The sequence below is a fragment of the Bradyrhizobium algeriense genome (assembly GCF_036924595.1).
Taxonomy (GTDB): Bacteria; Pseudomonadota; Alphaproteobacteria; order Rhizobiales; family Xanthobacteraceae; genus Bradyrhizobium; species Bradyrhizobium algeriense.
Window position 1 is genome coordinate 6,651,601 of sequence record NZ_JAZHRV010000001.1, and the last position, 14,991, is coordinate 6,666,591.

The window sequence follows — 14,991 nt, forward strand, 5'->3', positions numbered from 1 at the left end:
TATTCAGTCCGACCGGACAGAACGGTGATGCCAGCGTCATTCACGGGAATGCGGAGTCATGTGCCAAGCCATGCCGTGAGCCGTGATCTTTCCCTGACCAGGCCATCCTGATTGAAGTGGTGAACACAAAAGTGCGCCCATGAATCTTCGAATGCCATTTCCATGTCACCTGTGACCGACGTGGTACCTATCCCGATTTCTGCGTAGGTAAACTCGAAACTGCCACTAGGACGCGCCAGCGCAATGTGGAACGGTTGACCGGTAAACTCGTTGATCGTCGGCCTGCCGGTGCTCCGCATGACGCCTTGTATCTCTACCCTTGCGGTTCTCTGTTCCAAGTCCGCATCAAGATCAATCGGCAGGAACAACGTCTCGCAGAATTCCGAGCATGTGGACGCGAATACAGCAAAAAGATTGCTCAACGGTTCGCATGCCTCGCCTGAGACGATCGTTTCAAGCGCGATCCGTTGAGCTTCATCTGCACGCTCGTCGATAACGATCTGGCGCCGGCCGTTTCCGTCCTTGATTTCGCCAGGCCACTTGTACAGCGCCGCCCAGTTCAGGCCTGAGAGCGGCGTATCGTTGAAGTGGCCCTCAACGATGGTGCCGACGAAGGCCGACTGACAATAGCCGTGGGTACTCGGCAGGTTGAACTGGCAACCACAATTCATAGCGCAGTTGCAGTTATCATAAGTCTCGCTCTTGAATAGCCATTGATCAGCCATCTCACTGCGCCTTCCGAAAGCGATGACGCTCAACTCGACTCTGCGCGAGCTTCAAGTCGGAACGAAGCGATAGGCGCCATCCTTGCGCTCGACGAAGCCGATGCCAGGGAACGGCAGGTGAGCGCCGATCACCCGACGCTTGTCAATGACGAGGCGATCAAGCAGGCGGAGGCGGGTCGAGATGCCCCGATCAGGCTCATGGTCGACTGGCACCCGCCACGACGGATGCTGGAATGAGATCACAGCGTGCGTAAGCGCGTCCGCAACGACGACGAGACCATCCCCGCCGGCGATTTCGACCGAGATGTGGCCCTGCGTATGCCCTGGCGTATCGATGACCTGCACGCCACTGACAATCTCATCGCCATCCCGTACCGTCCTCATCTTGTCCTTGACGTGCGAGAAATGGTTCTTGGCACCATTGATGATGCGATCGTTGGTTGCCAAGACTGCCGGCAATCTTCGCATCACATCAGGGTCGGCCCAAAGGTTCCATTCGACGGTCGAAACGAAATAGCTCGCATTCGGATAGATCGGCTTGTCATTCGCGTCGAGGATGCCCCAGAGGTGGTCGGGATGGCCGTGGGTCAGGACGATCTTGGTCACGGCCGCCGGTGGAATGCCGGCAGCTTCGAGGTTCTCCGCAAGCTTTCCCGCCGTGGGCTGGTGGCGCGGGCCGGTGCCCGCGTCGACCAGAACCACATCGGACTGGCTACGGATCACCGCGACAGTGTTCACGAGCTGGAGCTGTTCGCCGGTTTGTCCGGATGCGTTCAGGGCGGCTTCGCGCTCGGCAGGCGGAGAGTCCGGCGTCACGAGGAAGCTCGCTGGAAGGACGAAATGGCCGTCGCTCATGACCAGAGTCTCGAGGCTGCCTGATTTGTGGACCGGTACCGTAGGGACGGCTGCCCTAGTCGGTCGCAGCGAAGACACGCACGCAGATGCGGCCAGAGCCGCTGCAGCCGATTCAGCCAGAAATTGGCGACGAGCTATTCTGTAAACATGCCCTGCAATCACGACGCCTCCCTCCTTGATGGGCCACCCCTATTGATAGGCACCGCCCCGTTGGGCGCGAAGCTTAACTGGCGCATTGGGTGCTAGATATCCGAGTGCCGCGAGGTTCTATCCGGAAAGCGCGTAAATCCCCTCCGGGAACCAACGGTCATTATCCAGAAACTGCAAGAATGATCGGAACATTCCCCGCCCCCGGTGCCCATGCCTCGGTGTGCGTGGTATGCTCGATCAAACACGGAGGCGAGCATGCAGCTTGGCACAGCGCCGCTTCTGGAGCAGCTGCCCATTTTCCACAGCCGCAATGTGGAAGAAACCGGTGCATTTCTGCGCGCGAAAGGCTACCGCTTCGACATCGCGAGGCGGCAGGCCCGCCGGCTCGATGCGCGCCTTAACGGCGTTTACATGCCGGACCTCTACATGGGCTACGTGCAATACGGCGGCGCATCGGTTGTCCTGTCACCGAGCCCCGCCCGCACGGACACCTGGATCCATCTGCCGCTTCGCGGACAGCTTGAAGCCACTATTGGCCGTGACAACATCGTCTGCAACCCGAACCTTGCCACGATCATCTCGCCGATGCGCGAGAGCTGTCGGCTGGTATCGGAGGCCGATAGCAGCCGCATCCAACTGTCTTTGACCAAATCCAGCCTTACAGATCAGCTTGCCGCCCTACTCGGCGAGCCACCAACCGCTCCCCTCGACTTTGCGCCCACCATCGACCTCGCCACGGGGTACGGCCGCAGCCTGGCACGCTACGTGCTGATGGCCGTCGCGGACCTGGAACAGGCGGGATCGGTGCTCTGGAGCCCGACGACGATGAGCCAATTCGAGCAGTTCATTATTACCGCACTGCTGCTGTGGCACCCGCACAATTACAGCAACGCGCTGCGACGCCTCGATAGGCCGATTGCGCCGCGTGACGTGAGGCGCGCGGTCGACTACATCGAAGCCCACCTCGATCAGGCAGTCACAGTGGCCGACCTCGTTACGGCGACCGGGGTTGCGGGCCGAACACTCTTTATGCACTTCAGGGAATTCAAGGGCGTCTCGCCGATGCGCTACCTACGGAACGCCCGCTTGAGGCAAGCTCGCCAAGCCTTGCTGCAGGCCGATCCGGAAGCGAATGTCACCGAGATTGCCATGAGCACGGGGTTCACCCACATGGGCCGGTTCTCGGTCACGTACCGCGCGTATTTTGGGGAAAGTCCTTCGGAGACGCTGAGAGGTCAAGCGCAGCAGCTTCGGAAGCAACCGTAGTTTGGGAAGCTCCAGGCCAGCAATCGCATTTGCTGTGTTCAGTCGATCCACCAAAGCAGCCGACCAGCTTCGTGCTGAGGTCTCCTCGGCACAAAGCAGACAAAGCTGATGTCCGTTCTTGTGAGGGGTAAAGCAGACCTAGTCCCCCTCTCGGGTCCGATGTCGCTTTTTGTGAAGGTCTTCGGATGCCGGCCCCATGACGGTGGTGCTGCGGGCACGGGGCCGGCGCGCAGCAGCTGGCAATGACGGTGATCGGATTCATCAGCGCCGGGTCAAAATCATTGTCTGCAGGACCGGTCACGCAAGTTTGAGAAAGCTGAAGTTCATCTGACGATGTCCGCGGTCCATCGTAGATTGAGGACGGCGCGCGACTGCATATTTAGTCCAGTGCGTTAATCTGCAATTTTGCATTGCAAAGCTGGTAGCGGCGTTCCGTTACCTTGCGCCTTTTGGCGCGGGAGTTTCCCCGCCGCGATGATGGAGCATCGGATGCGGACGACACGCCGAACGTTCGTGCGGGCCTCCCTGGCAACGGCCACCGCCGCGCTCTTGCCGATCTCTCTGCATGCCCAGCAGCAGAGCTCGCCCGCCCGCCGTACCATCCCCTCGACCCGCGAGGAGATACCGATCGTCGGATTAGGGACCTGGATCACCTTCAACGTCGGCGGCGATCCGGTACTGAGGGACGAATGCGCTGGTGTCATGGCCGCCTTCTTCGAGGCGGGCGGCCGCATGATCGACTCCTCCCCCATGTATGGTTCGTCGCAACCGGTGATCGGTTACGGCCTTCAAAAGCTCGGGCGGCCCGCCGCGCTATTCTCAGCCGAAAAGGTCTGGACGTCCTCGGCAGCGGGAGGTCCGCCCCAGATCGAGCAATCGCGGCGCTTCTGGGGGGTGCCGAAGTTCGATCTGGTTCAGGTTCACAATCTCCTCGCCTGGAAGGCGCATCTGCAGATGCTGTTCCAGATGAAGGCGGCGGGCGCGGTGCGTTACGTTGGAATCACCACGTCCGAAGGCCGCCGTCATGATCTCCTCGAACAGATCATGCGGAACGAGCCGATCGATTTCGTGCAGTTCTCCTACAACGTCGTCGACCGCGAGGCGGAGGCGCGGCTGCTGCCGCTGGCGTCGGAGCGCGGCATTGCCGTGATCGTCAACCGGCCGTTCCGGCAAGGCGCGCTGACCGACCGCCTCAAGCGAGAGCCGCTGCCCGAATGGGCGCGCGAGCTGGGGGTGTCGAGCTGGGCGCAGATCATCTTAAAATTCATCCTCTCTCACCCGGCCGTCACCGTCGCGATTCCGGCGACCACCCGCGCTGGCCACGTGCGTGAAAACCTTTCGGCCGCCGCCGGCCCGATGCCTGATCTCGCCATGCGGGAGCGCATCTCGGCCCACGTGAAGGCTCTGTGATGTCGGAGTGGTGGAGCTACCGGGCAGAGGATTTCCTGCTGTTTTCGCCGCGCGTCTACTGGCGCATGTTCGAATTGCACAATGCGGCGCTCTGGCCTCTACACGTGCTGACGCTCGCCGCCGGCCTCATCATCATCCTGCTCATCGCGTGGCGGCCGGAAACGTGGGCACGCTGGATCGCACTCATCCTCGCGATCCTTTGGATGTTCGTCGGGTGGTCCTTCCTGTGGAATCGCTACGCGACCATTAACTGGGCTGCCGCCTATGTCGCGCCGGCTTTCGCCGTTGAGGGCATGTTGCTGCTCGTCATCGGATCGTTGCGCGATGGTCTCGCCTTCGACCGGCGCGGGCCCGCCGGTTGGATTGGATATCTCATCCTCGCCTTCGCACTCACCGGACAGCCGTTGCTTGCGCCGCTGCAGGGACGTGGCTGGGCTTCGTCCGAGGTCTTTGGCATCGCACCGGATCCGACCGCGATGGCGACGCTCGGCGTTCTGCTCCTCGCCCGCGGCAGGCTTTTGCCAGTGCTGCTGCCAATTCCCGCTCTCTGGTGCCTCCTGAGCGGCCTAACCCTCAGCACGATGGGAGAGCCGCAAGCCTGGGCCCCCTATGCCGCCCTGGCGCTTGCCGCTGTAGCCTGGACCTGGATGATCATCCGCCGGCGCAGATGGCCGATATCATGAAGGAGAACCGAACGTGAGCGCCGAAGTCGCGATCCGACCGTTCATAGAGGAAGACGCGCCTCAAGTGCGCGAGCTATTCATTGTGGTCAACCGCCTGCTATCGCCACCGCATATGCGCGATGCCTTTGAAGCTTACATCGCTCGTTCATTGACCGAGGAAATGGATCGCGTCAGCGCGTACTATGATGAGCGAGGCGGTGGCTTTTGGGTCGCGCTCGGGGAAGCGAAGGTCGTCGGCATGTTCGGCCTTGAACCCACAGCGCCTGACGCCATGGAGCTGCGTCGCATGTATGTCGACCCGTCCGCCCGACGTAACGGGATCGCGCGGTCGATGCTGCGATTTGCAGAGGCTGAGTGCCGTCGGCTTGACATGCAAAGGCTTGAATTGAGCACGTCTGAATTACAGCCGGCCGCGCTCGAACTGTATAGGCACGCGGGATATCGGTTGCTGAGCGAGGCCGTCGCCGAGCAGGCGAGCAACAAGACGCTGGGAGGCGGCATTCGTCGATATTACTTCGAAAAGTTCCTATAGGACAAAATGGACTTACGGCGCGTGATACGGCCCCGGCTTCCGCAACGTTCGCCTCTAGTGGGCCGGCTCGAAAAGCTCGATCGGATTGCCGTCCGGGTCCTCCAACAGGATTTGTTTGCCGCCCGGTCCGCTCTCCATCTTATTGCGAAAATGAAGTCCCGCCGTTTTCAAATTCTCGATCCGCGAGGGGAGATCGGCGACTTCAAGAACGACCCGATTCCACCCGCCCGGCTCCTGGCGATGTCCGCTCGGCATCGGACGCGAACCCGACGCGCCCGGGCCGCTGAGGATGAGCTTGAGGTTGCCGATCGAGACCTGAGCGAAGGCGGGCAAATTCTTGCGATCAAGTTTGAAGCCGAGCTGTCTTGTATAAAAGTCAGCCGCGCGATCCACGTCTTTGACCTGATATCGGACGCCCCAGAGGCTTCGGACAAAGCTTCTTGTGGAACCGGAAGTCGTCTCCGACGATTGGTTTATGGCTTGATTCATGGAACCCCTCTCTGGCGATTGGAAGGCCCCGGCTACTAACGGGTGAGGACGCTGATAGTTCGCCGTCTGCCATAGACGGATGCCGGCGCCGGTGGGCGCAAAGCTGTTCAGTCGTTCCAAATACGGAAGCCGCCTTCTCCCGGCGTTCCTGCCGGCCGCCGATTTTTGCTGGGCTTGCTCGGCTTCAGCAGGTCAATACCTATCGTATGGAAGCTGCCATGAACTCATCGGAAATGTTGTCACGCCAAGGGCGTTATCTGCTTCAACTCGGCGTTATCCTGTTTCTCTTCACGTCGTTTGAGGGCTTCGTCATCCCTGCGCTTGCGGCCCCCAATCTCGGTCGCTCCGTCCACACGCTATCCGCTTTTACCGGAGTCTTGTTCGTGACAATGGGACTGACGTGGCCGACGCTTAAACTTGGCACGACCGCATCAAGGATCGCGTTCTGGTTCCTTGTCTATTCGGCCCTGGCGACGATCGCGGGATTTGTTGTGGCGGCGCTTTGGGGAGCCGGCGGCTCGATCATGCCGATCGCAGCCCAAGGTGTGCGTGGCAGCGACCTCCAGGAAGCGGCAATCCAGGCCTTGATGTATCCGGCCGCTCCAACCGGCATCGTTGCGTTCGGGCTGATACTTTGGGGCCTTCGCGCCAGATCCAATTGAGCTTGCAGTGCCATCGCGGCCCGCGTTAGTGGCCAGTTGACACTGTCTGCGACAGCGCGTCGTTCAGATGACCTGGGAAATGCTGTAGGCGATGCCGCCCTCGACCAGGTATCCCGACCCGACGCAGACGATGTCGTTCATCCAGGTATATTGCTCCGCGCCGGTTTCGAACAGCGGATTGGTGCGGAAATAATAGCGCGACGGGTCGACCTGATAACGCGTGGCAGGATTGGCCATCTCGGCACGCAATTCGGGCGGCGTGATCCAGCGGCCGCCATAAGTCATGTGCACCAGCGCACCGTCATGGGTGCGCAACGTCAGGCGGACATCGAGCGACATCGCGCCATCGGCGCGAAACAGCGCCCAGTCGCCGCCGCCGGGCACGACCTCGCCGCGCAGCCTTGGGCCTTCGAAGGTGCCGCCGGCCGCGCCGAACAGGATGCGGCGGCCCAGCGGGCCGTCACCGATGTTCAGTCTCGGATTGAGATCGACGACGATTTCGAACAGTGGCGCCGTGCTGATCGCTGCGACGGGTTTGATGCGTGGATCTGCTGACATGCTTGAAGCCCTGGTTTGCTGGGAGGGTGTCATTCCGCGGCCTGCTGCCGGGCGGCAGCATCCCCGAAGATCTTGTGCCGGACTGTATCGGCCGACACGCCGGATTGGGCGCACAGTTCCGACAGGTCGAAGAAGAACCGCTCGCGGGCAATCCGGTCGTCCCTGAAGGCGAACTGGATGAACACGGGGAGTTCGGCACGCCGGCCGTTCGGCGCCACGCCGAACCGATCGCCGGTCATGGTCATCTGCACGCGCCCCCAGCAGACGAGCGTATCGTCGTTGGCGGCGTGGCCTTCGAGCACGACATTGTAATCCGGGAACGCGGCGAAGAACCGGGTCAGCACCTTCGCGTTTTCGGCCAGGCCGCGGGCGCTGGTGCCGAAGGCCGGGGTTTCCAGCAGCATGTCGTCATGAAGGACGGCAAGCGCCGCCGGTACATCCTGCCGGCTCTTCGCGACCGCGAGCGCCTGGGCCAGTTCGAACATCCGATCGCTGATCATGTGATCCCTCCTCCCAAAGTCCCCTTCCGCCGGACGCGGAACGGCCGCCTCGAAAATACATACCAATTGTTTTTAACATACCGTATGTATGTTATATGTTGATAGGCTCTCAAGCGTCAAGTGGTATGCCGGGGCATGCAGGAAGCCGGACGCGAACGAACCCGCCGCGAGGAATACACCGAGGCCACGAGGCAGGCGCTGCTGGCGGCCGGCCGGGACGCTTTTGCGAGCGAGGGCTATCAGACGGCCGGAATCGAGGCGATCTCGCGCGCCGCGCGGGTGACGCGGGGCGCCTTCTATCACCACTTCGAGGACAAGAAGGCGCTGTTCGACGCCGTGGTCGTCACGTTGCAGATCGAAGCCGCAGCAAAAATCGAAGCGCGAGCGAAGACGCAGCGCAAGGTATGGGATCGCCTGACCGAAGGCATCGAGGCCTATCTCGATGTCTGCCTCGAACCGGCCTACGCGCGAATCGTGATCCAGGAAGCCCCGGCGGTGCTTGGCAATGCGCGCTACCGGGAGATCGAGGAAGCCCATCCGATGGCGCTGCTCACCGCGACGCTGGCGGCCCTGAAGCGCCAGGGCGAGCTCGATTTCGAGGACATCGAGTTGCTGAGCCGGATGGTCGATGCGATGATCTGCGAGATGGCGCTGCTGCTGCCGGGCGCGGAGAATCCGAAGAAGCTCCGGGCACGCGGACAAAAGATCATCGGCAGTCTGCTCGGCTCGTTTCGTACGGCTTGAGCGCTCGCCTCATTACGGCTCGATCCACCGCCGCACGGCTTCCGCCGTATCCGCCGGCGTGGTGTTGAAGCAAATGCGGGTTTGCGGCGCGCCGAGGTGAACCAGATTGATGATCCGTTCGAACAGAAGCAGCCGCTCCCGCGGCTCGCGCAGCCCGGCGCCAATCACCACGCAGTCATAATGCTTTGCGCCCAGCGCCGCCGCGGCCACCGCTTCGGCCGTGTCGCCGAGGTCGATCAAGCAGCTATCGGCGTCATAGCCCATCGCGCGAAGCTGCTCGATTTGCGCCTTGATGTAGCTCGTCACCAATTCGGCCGTGAGCCCGGGGAAGGCGCTGAAGTCTACCAGGGAAGGCTCGATGCCGATCGCGAGCACGGTCTTTTTCGCCATGCGACTGCTCCGGGCAAAGTGATTTGCGCTTGAGGAAACGCGCCCGTCCTCAAACAGGTTCCGGCCAGCCGGTCGACATCATTATTCGACTGATGTCGAAGCATTCATGTCGCGAATTCGGGCATTGTGATCTGCGTCGCCGGCTCGGAATCGAACCGGCGCCGGAGGTTTCACAGGAGAACACCATGGCTGCTACAGACAACGCGAACCAGAACCTGGTCGTCACCGCATTCTGGGAAGTCAATTCGGGCGAGGAAGGCACCGTCGCGGAGCTTCTGAAGGATTTTCTGCCGCAGGCGCAGCGCGAGCCGGGCGTCAAGGCGTTCCAGATTCACCAGAACGTTGCCAAGCCCGGGGAATTCTTCTTCTATGAAGTGTTCGCGGGTGAAGCGGCCTTCGCCGAGCATCAGCAGACCGACCACTTCAAGAACATCATCCTCGGCCAGGCGATTCCGAAACTCGCCAAGCGCGAACGGTCACAGTTCCGCTTCATCTGAATTCAGGCCGGATCCGGCGCGCTGCCGATTGCCTCCGCAGCGCGCCGCTTCAACAATTGCTGTTCGCGCTTGTTGCCTGCAAGCGCGGCTGCCGGGAGTTTTCGTCTCTCACGACAGCCGAAAACGGCGTACCGGACTCAATATGCAATGGTCGTTCGCACGCCGAATATCGCGCCGTTCTTGATCGGCCCCTCCGGCCGATCTGGATCGGAGATGTGGCCGCCTGGATGAGTCACATACTGGAATGTGGGCTGTACGGTCCAGCCGGCTTTGATCTGGGCCTGGTAGCTCAGCTCGATCGTCATCTCATAGTCGCGGACCGGCTGTCCGTTCCCGGAATGAAAAATCATGTCGCGATCGAAGGCCCGTACGTGATTAGAAATGTTTGCATAGATGAAGCTTGCGCCGAACTTGTCGTTGGGGCGGTCCGGGATCATGCCGGAGACGACAATGCCGCCGTCGAAAAAGAAGTTGACGTGGCTGCTGTCCGAGGGGCTGGCCGAAATCCGGCTGAAGATCCCGACGCCGCTGTCGGGGCCGCCGTTCACCGGGCGGTAGATCTGTTGATCGATGACGCCGTAGACACCGCTGTTGCCGCGGATCCGGCGGGCAATGCCATTGCTCAGGGGGGAGGCAAGCGAGAGTCCATCCGTGCCGTACCTGTGGTCGTGGAATTCTCCAAAATGATGCCAGCCGCCCAGCCGGTAGATTCCTGCCAGCCCGCTGTCATCTTTTCCCTGATTGTGGCGGTATTGAACCTCTCCCATCAGCAACGGAGGGTCGTTGACCCTGAAATTGGTCCCGGTGGTGTTGACCGTTCCTTGTTCTCCAGGATCTCCATTGAACACGGCGACGAGCGCGGACCAGTTCTTGTCGGGGGTCAAACCTCCAGCGTACGCCCGGTGTAGCGAGAGGATAGGCCGGTCCGCCGCTGGGCAGGTTGGCGCCTGTGATCGTGGGCCAATCGCTGCTCAAGAACATCCTGCTGTAGTCGCTGATGAAGAACTCCGCATCGGCGGCAAGCTGGCCGAAGCGAAAGCCAAACCGATCGTCGAATAGCTTTTGCCCGAGCCACAGTTCGGAAAGGCGCGTCGAAGGGACGGCCTCGATGTTGCTGATCGTGATCAGGCTGTTGAAATGCTCGCCGCGCATTCCGGCTGTTCGATGAATCTGAAAGGCATTGCCGAAGAAGCTCAAGCCCTGCCATCCGGCGAACTTCCCGAAATCGACCGCAGCAAACGCTTCAAGCTTGCCTTGATACAGGCTGCCCTGACGCAGTCCGCCGGACACATTGCCGAGTGCTTCGCCGGTGTAGACCAACCCGTAGGTTATTCCGCGTCGGGCGAGCCATCTGCGGCTACCGGTCGGATCACCGTCGGCCGGCATGCTGGTCGCGATCGACACGGGCGGAATGCCATCGACAATATCCGTTTCCGCCATCGCCGGTTCGGCCATCGCAACTGCTGCGAGGACGGAAATACTCAGCCTTAACTTACTCACTGAAAAGTAATCCTTACTGCTATTGCAACTTAATTGCATCTAAGGAACGGACACATGCCGTGGCTTGTGGTGCGGTTCATCCAAGCTGAGGTGACTCTGCGGATTGAGCGGCTATGGCGTCGGCTGGCGGGAAGGCTTCAAGCGAAGCACCACGTCGATGCCGATGAGGTCGTGGCGGACACATGTCGCCCGCCGGCGGCGAAAAGGAGTTCTGCAACCGCCAAACGCTGTCGGGTGGGCCGCAAGCCGGCCTGAGCGAGCAGGTCGCGTACCCGCGCCCCCCCTCGCGATCACCACATCCTTTTGGTCAAGCCTACTGCGCCCCACGAAACCACCTTTGATAACTTTGCGAATAAGTCGCATTTGCAAAATGTCTGAAGGTTGGCTAGACGTCAAACTAGTTGCGAATGAATTGCAATTACAGAATGTCGCAGGCCGTTGCAGACGGCGTGCGCGGACATAGGAGAGCAAAGGAATGTCTGATCAGGGCAGGCGCGCCGTTCTTGCGGCGGTTGCGGGAGCTGCGGTGCTTGGGCTGATGACGGGAGCCGCGTTCGCCCAGACAAAATTCAAGGCCGTCACGACTTTCACGGTTATCGCTGACATGGCCCGAAATGTTGCCGGCGACGCGGCAACCGTCGAGTCGATTACCAAGCCCGACGCTGAAATTCATAACTATCAGCCGACGCCCGGTGACATCCTGAAGGCGCAGGAAGCGAATCTCGTGCTCTGGAACGGGCTCAATCTCGAGCTTTGGTTCGAAAGGTTCTTCCAGCGCCTCAAGAATGTTCCGGGCGCTGTCGTCTCCCAGGGCGTCAAGCCGATGGGAATCGTGGAGGGCCCCTACAAGGGCAAGCCCAACCCGCATGCCTGGATGTCGCCGAATGCGGCGCTCATCTACGTCGATAATATCCGTGACGCTTTCGCAAAGTACGATCCGAACAACGCTGCGACCTACAAGGCAAATGCCGAGGCGTACAAGCAGAAGATATCAGCGGCGATTGCTCCGATCCAGACAAGGCTTTCGGCTATTCCGCCTGAGCGCCGATGGCTGGTGTCGAGCGAGGGCGCGTTCAGCTACCTCGCCCGGGACTTCGGCCTGAAGGAGCTTTATCTCTGGCCGATCAATGCCGATCAGCAGGGCACGCCGCAACAGGTCCGCAAGGTGATCGATGCGGTGCGCGCCAACAAGATCTCGGTCGTGTTTTCCGAAAGCACTATTTCGCCGGACCCGGCCAAGCAGGTTGCCCGCGAGACCGGGGCCAAATATGGTGGTGTTCTCTATGTGGACTCGCTCAGCGCCGCCGACGGTAAGGTTCCGACCTATATCGATCTCCTGCGCGTGACGTCCGAGACGATCGCAAACGGCCTCGCACAGTGAGCGCGATGAACGATCCGTTCCTCAATCCTGCGTCCTCGGATACGGGATCCGGCCTCTCCGTCAGAAGCGCGACCGTCACCTACCGCAACGGTCACACGGCCTTGCGCGATGCGACTTTCAAAATCCCGGCAGGCACGATCACCGCGCTCGTCGGGGTGAACGGCAGCGGCAAATCCACCCTGTTCAAGGCGATCATGGGGTTCGTCGGCCTCGCCGGGGGCGAGATCTCGATTCTCGGCCAACCGGTCAATGCCGCGTTGAAAAAGAACGTCGTCGCCTATGTGCCGCAGAGCGAGGACATCGACTGGAACTTCCCCGTTCTCGTCGAGGACGTGGTGATGATGGGCCGCTATGGTCACATGAACATGATGCGCCTCGCCAGGGCTGCAGATCATGAAGCGGTCGCAGCAGCGCTTGCCCGCGTCGGCATGAGCGATTTCCGCAACCGCCAGATCGGCGAACTCTCCGGCGGCCAGAAGAAGCGTGTATTCCTTGCCCGCGCGCTTGCCCAGGACGGGCGAGTGATCCTGCTCGACGAACCCTTCACCGGCGTCGACGTCAATACCGAAGACGCCATCGTCAAGCTGCTGCGTTCGCTTCGCGATGAAGGACGGGTGATGCTGGTCTCCACGCACAATCTCGGCAGCGTGCCGGAATTCTGCGATCGCACCGTGCTTCTCAACCGCACCGTGCTCGCCTATGGACCGACGGTCGAGATTTTCACCCAGGCGAACCTTGAAAAGACCTTTGGCGGCGTCCTGCGGCATTTCGTGCTGAACGAAAGCGAAGGCGGCAAGCCGCGTGCGCTCGATGTGATCACCGATGACGAGCGGGCGGTGATCTTCCAGGACGGCCAGGCGACCAGGCGCAAATCGTCATCGGGTGATGAGGATCGTAGCTAGTGTCCTCGCTGCTCGAACCCTTCACTTACGGATACATGCTCAATGCCATGTGGGTCTCCGCGCTCGTCGGTGGGGTCTGTGCATTCCTCTCCGCCTATCTGATGCTGAAGGGCTGGTCGCTGATCGGCGACGCGCTTTCTCACGCCATCGTGCCCGGCGTCGCCGGCGCCTACATGCTTGGCCTGCCGTTTTCTATCGGCGCTTTCTTCTCGGGCGGCCTCGCGGCAGCGGCCATGCTTTTCCTCAACCAGCGCACCAAGCTGAAAGAGGACGCCATCATCGGCCTGATCTTTTCTTCGTTTTTCGGCCTCGGACTTTTCATGGTGTCGCTTTCGCCGACTTCGGTGAACATCCAGACCATCGTGCTCGGCAACATCCTGGCGATCACCCCGGAAGACACCCTGCAGCTCGCCATCATAGGTTTCGTCTCGTTGGCCGTGCTCATCGTCAAATGGAAGGATCTGATGGTTACCTTCTTTGACGAGACCCACGCCCGCTCGATCGGGCTCAATCCGACCGTTCTCAAGCTCATGTTCTTCACGCTGTTATCAGCCTCGACGGTGGCGGCGCTGCAGACGGTTGGAGCCTTCCTCGTCATCTGCATGGTGGTGACGCCCGGCGCGACCGCCTATCTCCTGACCGACCGCTTCCCTCGCCTGCTCCTGGTCAGTGTTGCGATCGGATCCACGACGAGCTTCGTCGGCGCCTATGCAAGCTATTTCCTGGACGGCGCGACCGGCGGAATCATCGTCGTCCTGCAGACGCTGGCCTTCCTCGCGGTCTTCTTCCTCGCCCCCAAGCACGGCATGCTGGCGGCCCGCCGCCGCGCGGCCCAGGCGCTGGATGCAGACTCATGACGCTCCTCGACACGCTCCTTCAGCCCCTCCAGCTCGAGTTCATGCGCTATGCGCTGATCATCTCGGTGCTGGTTGCGATCCCGACCGCACTTCTCTCCTGTTTCCTCGTCCTCAAGGGTTGGTCGCTGATGGGCGATGCGATCTCGCATGCCGTTTTTCCCGGCGTTGTGATCGCCTACATCGTCGGATTTCCCAATGCAGTCGGCGCGTTCGCAGCCGGCATGATCTGCGCGCTGGCGACCGGCTTCCTCAAGGAGAACAGCCGTATCAAGCAGGACACGGTGATGGGGGTCGTGTTCTCGGGGATGTTCGGGCTGGGGCTCGTGCTCTACGTCAAGATCCAGAGCGACGTGCATCTCGATCACATTCTGTTCGGCGACATGCTTGGGGTGGATCTCCGCGACATTGTCGAGACCGGAGTTATCGCGACCGTTGCGGCCGGCGTCGTCGTCGTTAAATGGCGCGACCTTCTCCTGCACGCGTTCGACCCGGCGCAAGCGAGAGCGATCGGACTGCCGGTCACGCTCCTGCACTACGGGTTGCTGGCGATCCTTTCCCTGACCATCGTCGGCGCCTTGAAGGCCGTCGGCATTATCCTCGCCATTGCGATGCTGATCGCACCGGGGGCCATCGCCTTCCTGCTGACACGCAAGTTCAGCGTCATGCTGGCGATCGCTGTCATCATCGCGGTGACTGCGTCTTTCCTCGGAGTCTATCTTTCTTTTTTCATCGACAGCGCGCCGGCCCCAACCATCGTGCTGCTGATGACCATCGCCTTCATTGCCGCCTTCGTCTTCGTCACGAGCAGGACTGCAAGCCTGCAAAGGCGTGAAGCCGCTCTAGCCGTAGAGCCCAACGACCCCGGAAGCGGTCAGTCCCGGATGTGAAGC

At 61.1% G+C, this 14,991-nt stretch carries 18 protein-coding genes and 1 pseudogene; 11 read left to right on the plus strand and 8 right to left on the minus strand.

Annotated elements, in window-relative coordinates:
• Window positions 1-56 precede the first annotated feature (56 nt).
• Window positions 57-725 (minus strand): DUF1326 domain-containing protein, encoded by a 669-nt coding sequence (locus V1286_RS32035; protein WP_334486619.1) that lies wholly within the window; start codon window positions 723-725, stop codon window positions 57-59.
• A gap of 51 nt (window positions 726-776) precedes the next feature.
• Window positions 777-1,580: an MBL fold metallo-hydrolase gene (locus V1286_RS32040; protein ID WP_334486622.1), complete on the minus strand. Its 804-nt coding sequence runs from the start codon at window positions 1,578-1,580 to the stop codon at window positions 777-779.
• Between the two features lie 405 nt (window positions 1,581-1,985).
• Here V1286_RS32040 and V1286_RS32045 point away from each other — a divergent pair, with 405 nt between their 5' ends.
• The 4 genes from V1286_RS32045 (at window position 1,986) to V1286_RS32060 (ending at window position 5,621) form a co-directional block, all read left to right on the plus strand.
• Window positions 1,986-2,996: an AraC family transcriptional regulator gene (locus V1286_RS32045; protein WP_334486625.1), complete on the plus strand. Its 1,011-nt coding sequence runs from the start codon at window positions 1,986-1,988 to the stop codon at window positions 2,994-2,996.
• 489 nt (window positions 2,997-3,485) lie between these two features.
• Window positions 3,486-4,406, plus strand: a complete 921-nt coding sequence (locus tag V1286_RS32050) for an aldo/keto reductase (protein WP_334486627.1) — start codon at window positions 3,486-3,488, stop codon at window positions 4,404-4,406.
• Window positions 4,406-5,089, plus strand: a complete 684-nt coding sequence (locus V1286_RS32055; protein WP_334486630.1) for a DUF6064 family protein — start codon at window positions 4,406-4,408, stop codon at window positions 5,087-5,089. Before V1286_RS32050 ends, V1286_RS32055 begins: the two co-directional genes overlap by 1 nt.
• Before the next feature lie 13 nt (window positions 5,090-5,102).
• A complete protein-coding gene (locus V1286_RS32060) occupies window positions 5,103-5,621 on the plus strand; it encodes a GNAT family N-acetyltransferase (protein WP_334486633.1) in 519 nt (172 codons plus the stop codon).
• A 54-nt stretch (window positions 5,622-5,675) separates the two neighbouring features.
• Here the strand turns inward: V1286_RS32060 and V1286_RS32065 are convergent, their stop codons facing one another.
• Window positions 5,676-6,230 (minus strand): VOC family protein, encoded by a 555-nt coding sequence (locus tag V1286_RS32065; RefSeq protein WP_417021203.1) that lies wholly within the window; start codon window positions 6,228-6,230, stop codon window positions 5,676-5,678.
• A 98-nt stretch (window positions 6,231-6,328) separates the two neighbouring features.
• On the opposite strand from V1286_RS32065, the gene V1286_RS32070 reads away from it, so the two are divergent.
• A complete protein-coding gene (locus V1286_RS32070; protein ID WP_334486635.1) occupies window positions 6,329-6,772 on the plus strand; it encodes a hypothetical protein in 444 nt (147 codons plus the stop codon).
• 63 nt (window positions 6,773-6,835) lie between these two features.
• Here the strand turns inward: V1286_RS32070 and V1286_RS32075 are convergent, their stop codons facing one another.
• Both V1286_RS32075 and V1286_RS32080 read right to left on the minus strand, forming a co-directional pair.
• The gene (locus tag V1286_RS32075) at window positions 6,836-7,330 is read right to left on the minus strand and encodes a DUF3237 domain-containing protein (protein ID WP_334486637.1); all 495 of its coding nucleotides are present in this window, start codon (window positions 7,328-7,330) and stop codon (window positions 6,836-6,838) included.
• 29 nt (window positions 7,331-7,359) lie between these two features.
• Complete coding sequence (locus tag V1286_RS32080) at window positions 7,360-7,830, minus strand: ester cyclase (RefSeq protein WP_334486640.1); 471 nt, start codon at window positions 7,828-7,830, stop codon at window positions 7,360-7,362.
• A 135-nt stretch (window positions 7,831-7,965) separates the two neighbouring features.
• Here V1286_RS32080 and V1286_RS32085 point away from each other — a divergent pair, with 135 nt between their 5' ends.
• The gene (locus V1286_RS32085) at window positions 7,966-8,574 is read left to right on the plus strand and encodes a TetR/AcrR family transcriptional regulator (RefSeq protein WP_334486642.1); all 609 of its coding nucleotides are present in this window, start codon (window positions 7,966-7,968) and stop codon (window positions 8,572-8,574) included.
• Window positions 8,575-8,586: 12 nt separating this feature from the next.
• Here V1286_RS32085 and V1286_RS32090 read toward each other — a convergent pair whose 3' ends face one another.
• A complete protein-coding gene (locus tag V1286_RS32090) occupies window positions 8,587-8,964 on the minus strand; it encodes a hypothetical protein (protein ID WP_334486644.1) in 378 nt (125 codons plus the stop codon).
• Window positions 8,965-9,149: 185 nt separating this feature from the next.
• On the opposite strand from V1286_RS32090, the gene V1286_RS32095 reads away from it, so the two are divergent.
• The gene (locus tag V1286_RS32095) at window positions 9,150-9,461 is read left to right on the plus strand and encodes a putative quinol monooxygenase (protein WP_334486647.1); all 312 of its coding nucleotides are present in this window, start codon (window positions 9,150-9,152) and stop codon (window positions 9,459-9,461) included.
• Between the two features lie 137 nt (window positions 9,462-9,598).
• On the opposite strand, the gene V1286_RS32100 is transcribed toward V1286_RS32095, so the two are convergent.
• Window positions 9,599-10,309, minus strand: coding sequence for a carbohydrate porin (locus tag V1286_RS32100; protein WP_334486650.1), 711 nt, complete (start codon window positions 10,307-10,309; stop codon window positions 9,599-9,601).
• 76 nt (window positions 10,310-10,385) lie between these two features.
• Window positions 10,386-11,000 (minus strand): annotated as a pseudogene (locus V1286_RS32105) (carbohydrate porin); the annotation flags it as partial.
• A gap of 436 nt (window positions 11,001-11,436) precedes the next feature.
• Between V1286_RS32105 and V1286_RS32115 the strand changes: the two are divergent.
• The 4 genes from V1286_RS32115 to V1286_RS32130 are packed head-to-tail and all read left to right on the plus strand — an operon-like array spanning window position 11,437 to window position 14,988.
• Window positions 11,437-12,342: a metal ABC transporter substrate-binding protein gene (locus V1286_RS32115; RefSeq protein ID WP_334486653.1), complete on the plus strand. Its 906-nt coding sequence runs from the start codon at window positions 11,437-11,439 to the stop codon at window positions 12,340-12,342.
• Window positions 12,343-12,347: 5 nt separating this feature from the next.
• Complete coding sequence (locus V1286_RS32120) at window positions 12,348-13,244, plus strand: manganese/iron ABC transporter ATP-binding protein (RefSeq protein WP_334486656.1); 897 nt, start codon at window positions 12,348-12,350, stop codon at window positions 13,242-13,244.
• A gap of 35 nt (window positions 13,245-13,279) precedes the next feature.
• Window positions 13,280-14,101 carry a metal ABC transporter permease gene (locus V1286_RS32125; protein ID WP_334490041.1) on the plus strand — a complete coding sequence of 274 codons (822 nt, stop codon included), beginning with the start codon at window positions 13,280-13,282 and terminating at the stop codon, window positions 14,099-14,101.
• On the plus strand, window positions 14,098-14,988 hold the full coding sequence (locus tag V1286_RS32130) for a metal ABC transporter permease (protein WP_334486658.1): 891 nt from the start codon (window positions 14,098-14,100) through the stop codon (window positions 14,986-14,988). Before V1286_RS32125 ends, V1286_RS32130 begins: the two co-directional genes overlap by 4 nt.
• Window positions 14,989-14,991 lie beyond the last annotated feature (3 nt).

Coding starts and splice junctions, on each gene's coding strand:
- V1286_RS32035 (WP_334486619.1), bottom strand. CDS start 725: ATGGCTGATCAATGGCTATTCAAGAGCGAGACTTATGATAACTGCAAC.
- V1286_RS32040 (WP_334486622.1), bottom strand. CDS start 1,580: ATGAGCGACGGCCATTTCGTCCTTCCAGCGAGCTTCCTCGTGACGCCG.
- V1286_RS32045 (WP_334486625.1), top strand. CDS start 1,986: ATGCAGCTTGGCACAGCGCCGCTTCTGGAGCAGCTGCCCATTTTCCAC.
- V1286_RS32050 (WP_334486627.1), top strand. CDS start 3,486: ATGCGGACGACACGCCGAACGTTCGTGCGGGCCTCCCTGGCAACGGCC.
- V1286_RS32055 (WP_334486630.1), top strand. CDS start 4,406: ATGTCGGAGTGGTGGAGCTACCGGGCAGAGGATTTCCTGCTGTTTTCG.
- V1286_RS32070 (WP_334486635.1), top strand. CDS start 6,329: ATGAACTCATCGGAAATGTTGTCACGCCAAGGGCGTTATCTGCTTCAA.
- V1286_RS32075 (WP_334486637.1), bottom strand. CDS start 7,330: ATGTCAGCAGATCCACGCATCAAACCCGTCGCAGCGATCAGCACGGCG.
- V1286_RS32080 (WP_334486640.1), bottom strand. CDS start 7,830: ATGATCAGCGATCGGATGTTCGAACTGGCCCAGGCGCTCGCGGTCGCG.
- V1286_RS32085 (WP_334486642.1), top strand. CDS start 7,966: ATGCAGGAAGCCGGACGCGAACGAACCCGCCGCGAGGAATACACCGAG.
- V1286_RS32090 (WP_334486644.1), bottom strand. CDS start 8,964: ATGGCGAAAAAGACCGTGCTCGCGATCGGCATCGAGCCTTCCCTGGTA.
- V1286_RS32095 (WP_334486647.1), top strand. CDS start 9,150: ATGGCTGCTACAGACAACGCGAACCAGAACCTGGTCGTCACCGCATTC.
- V1286_RS32115 (WP_334486653.1), top strand. CDS start 11,437: ATGTCTGATCAGGGCAGGCGCGCCGTTCTTGCGGCGGTTGCGGGAGCT.
- V1286_RS32120 (WP_334486656.1), top strand. CDS start 12,348: ATGAACGATCCGTTCCTCAATCCTGCGTCCTCGGATACGGGATCCGGC.
- V1286_RS32125 (WP_334490041.1), top strand. CDS start 13,280: ATGCTCAATGCCATGTGGGTCTCCGCGCTCGTCGGTGGGGTCTGTGCA.
- V1286_RS32130 (WP_334486658.1), top strand. CDS start 14,098: ATGACGCTCCTCGACACGCTCCTTCAGCCCCTCCAGCTCGAGTTCATG.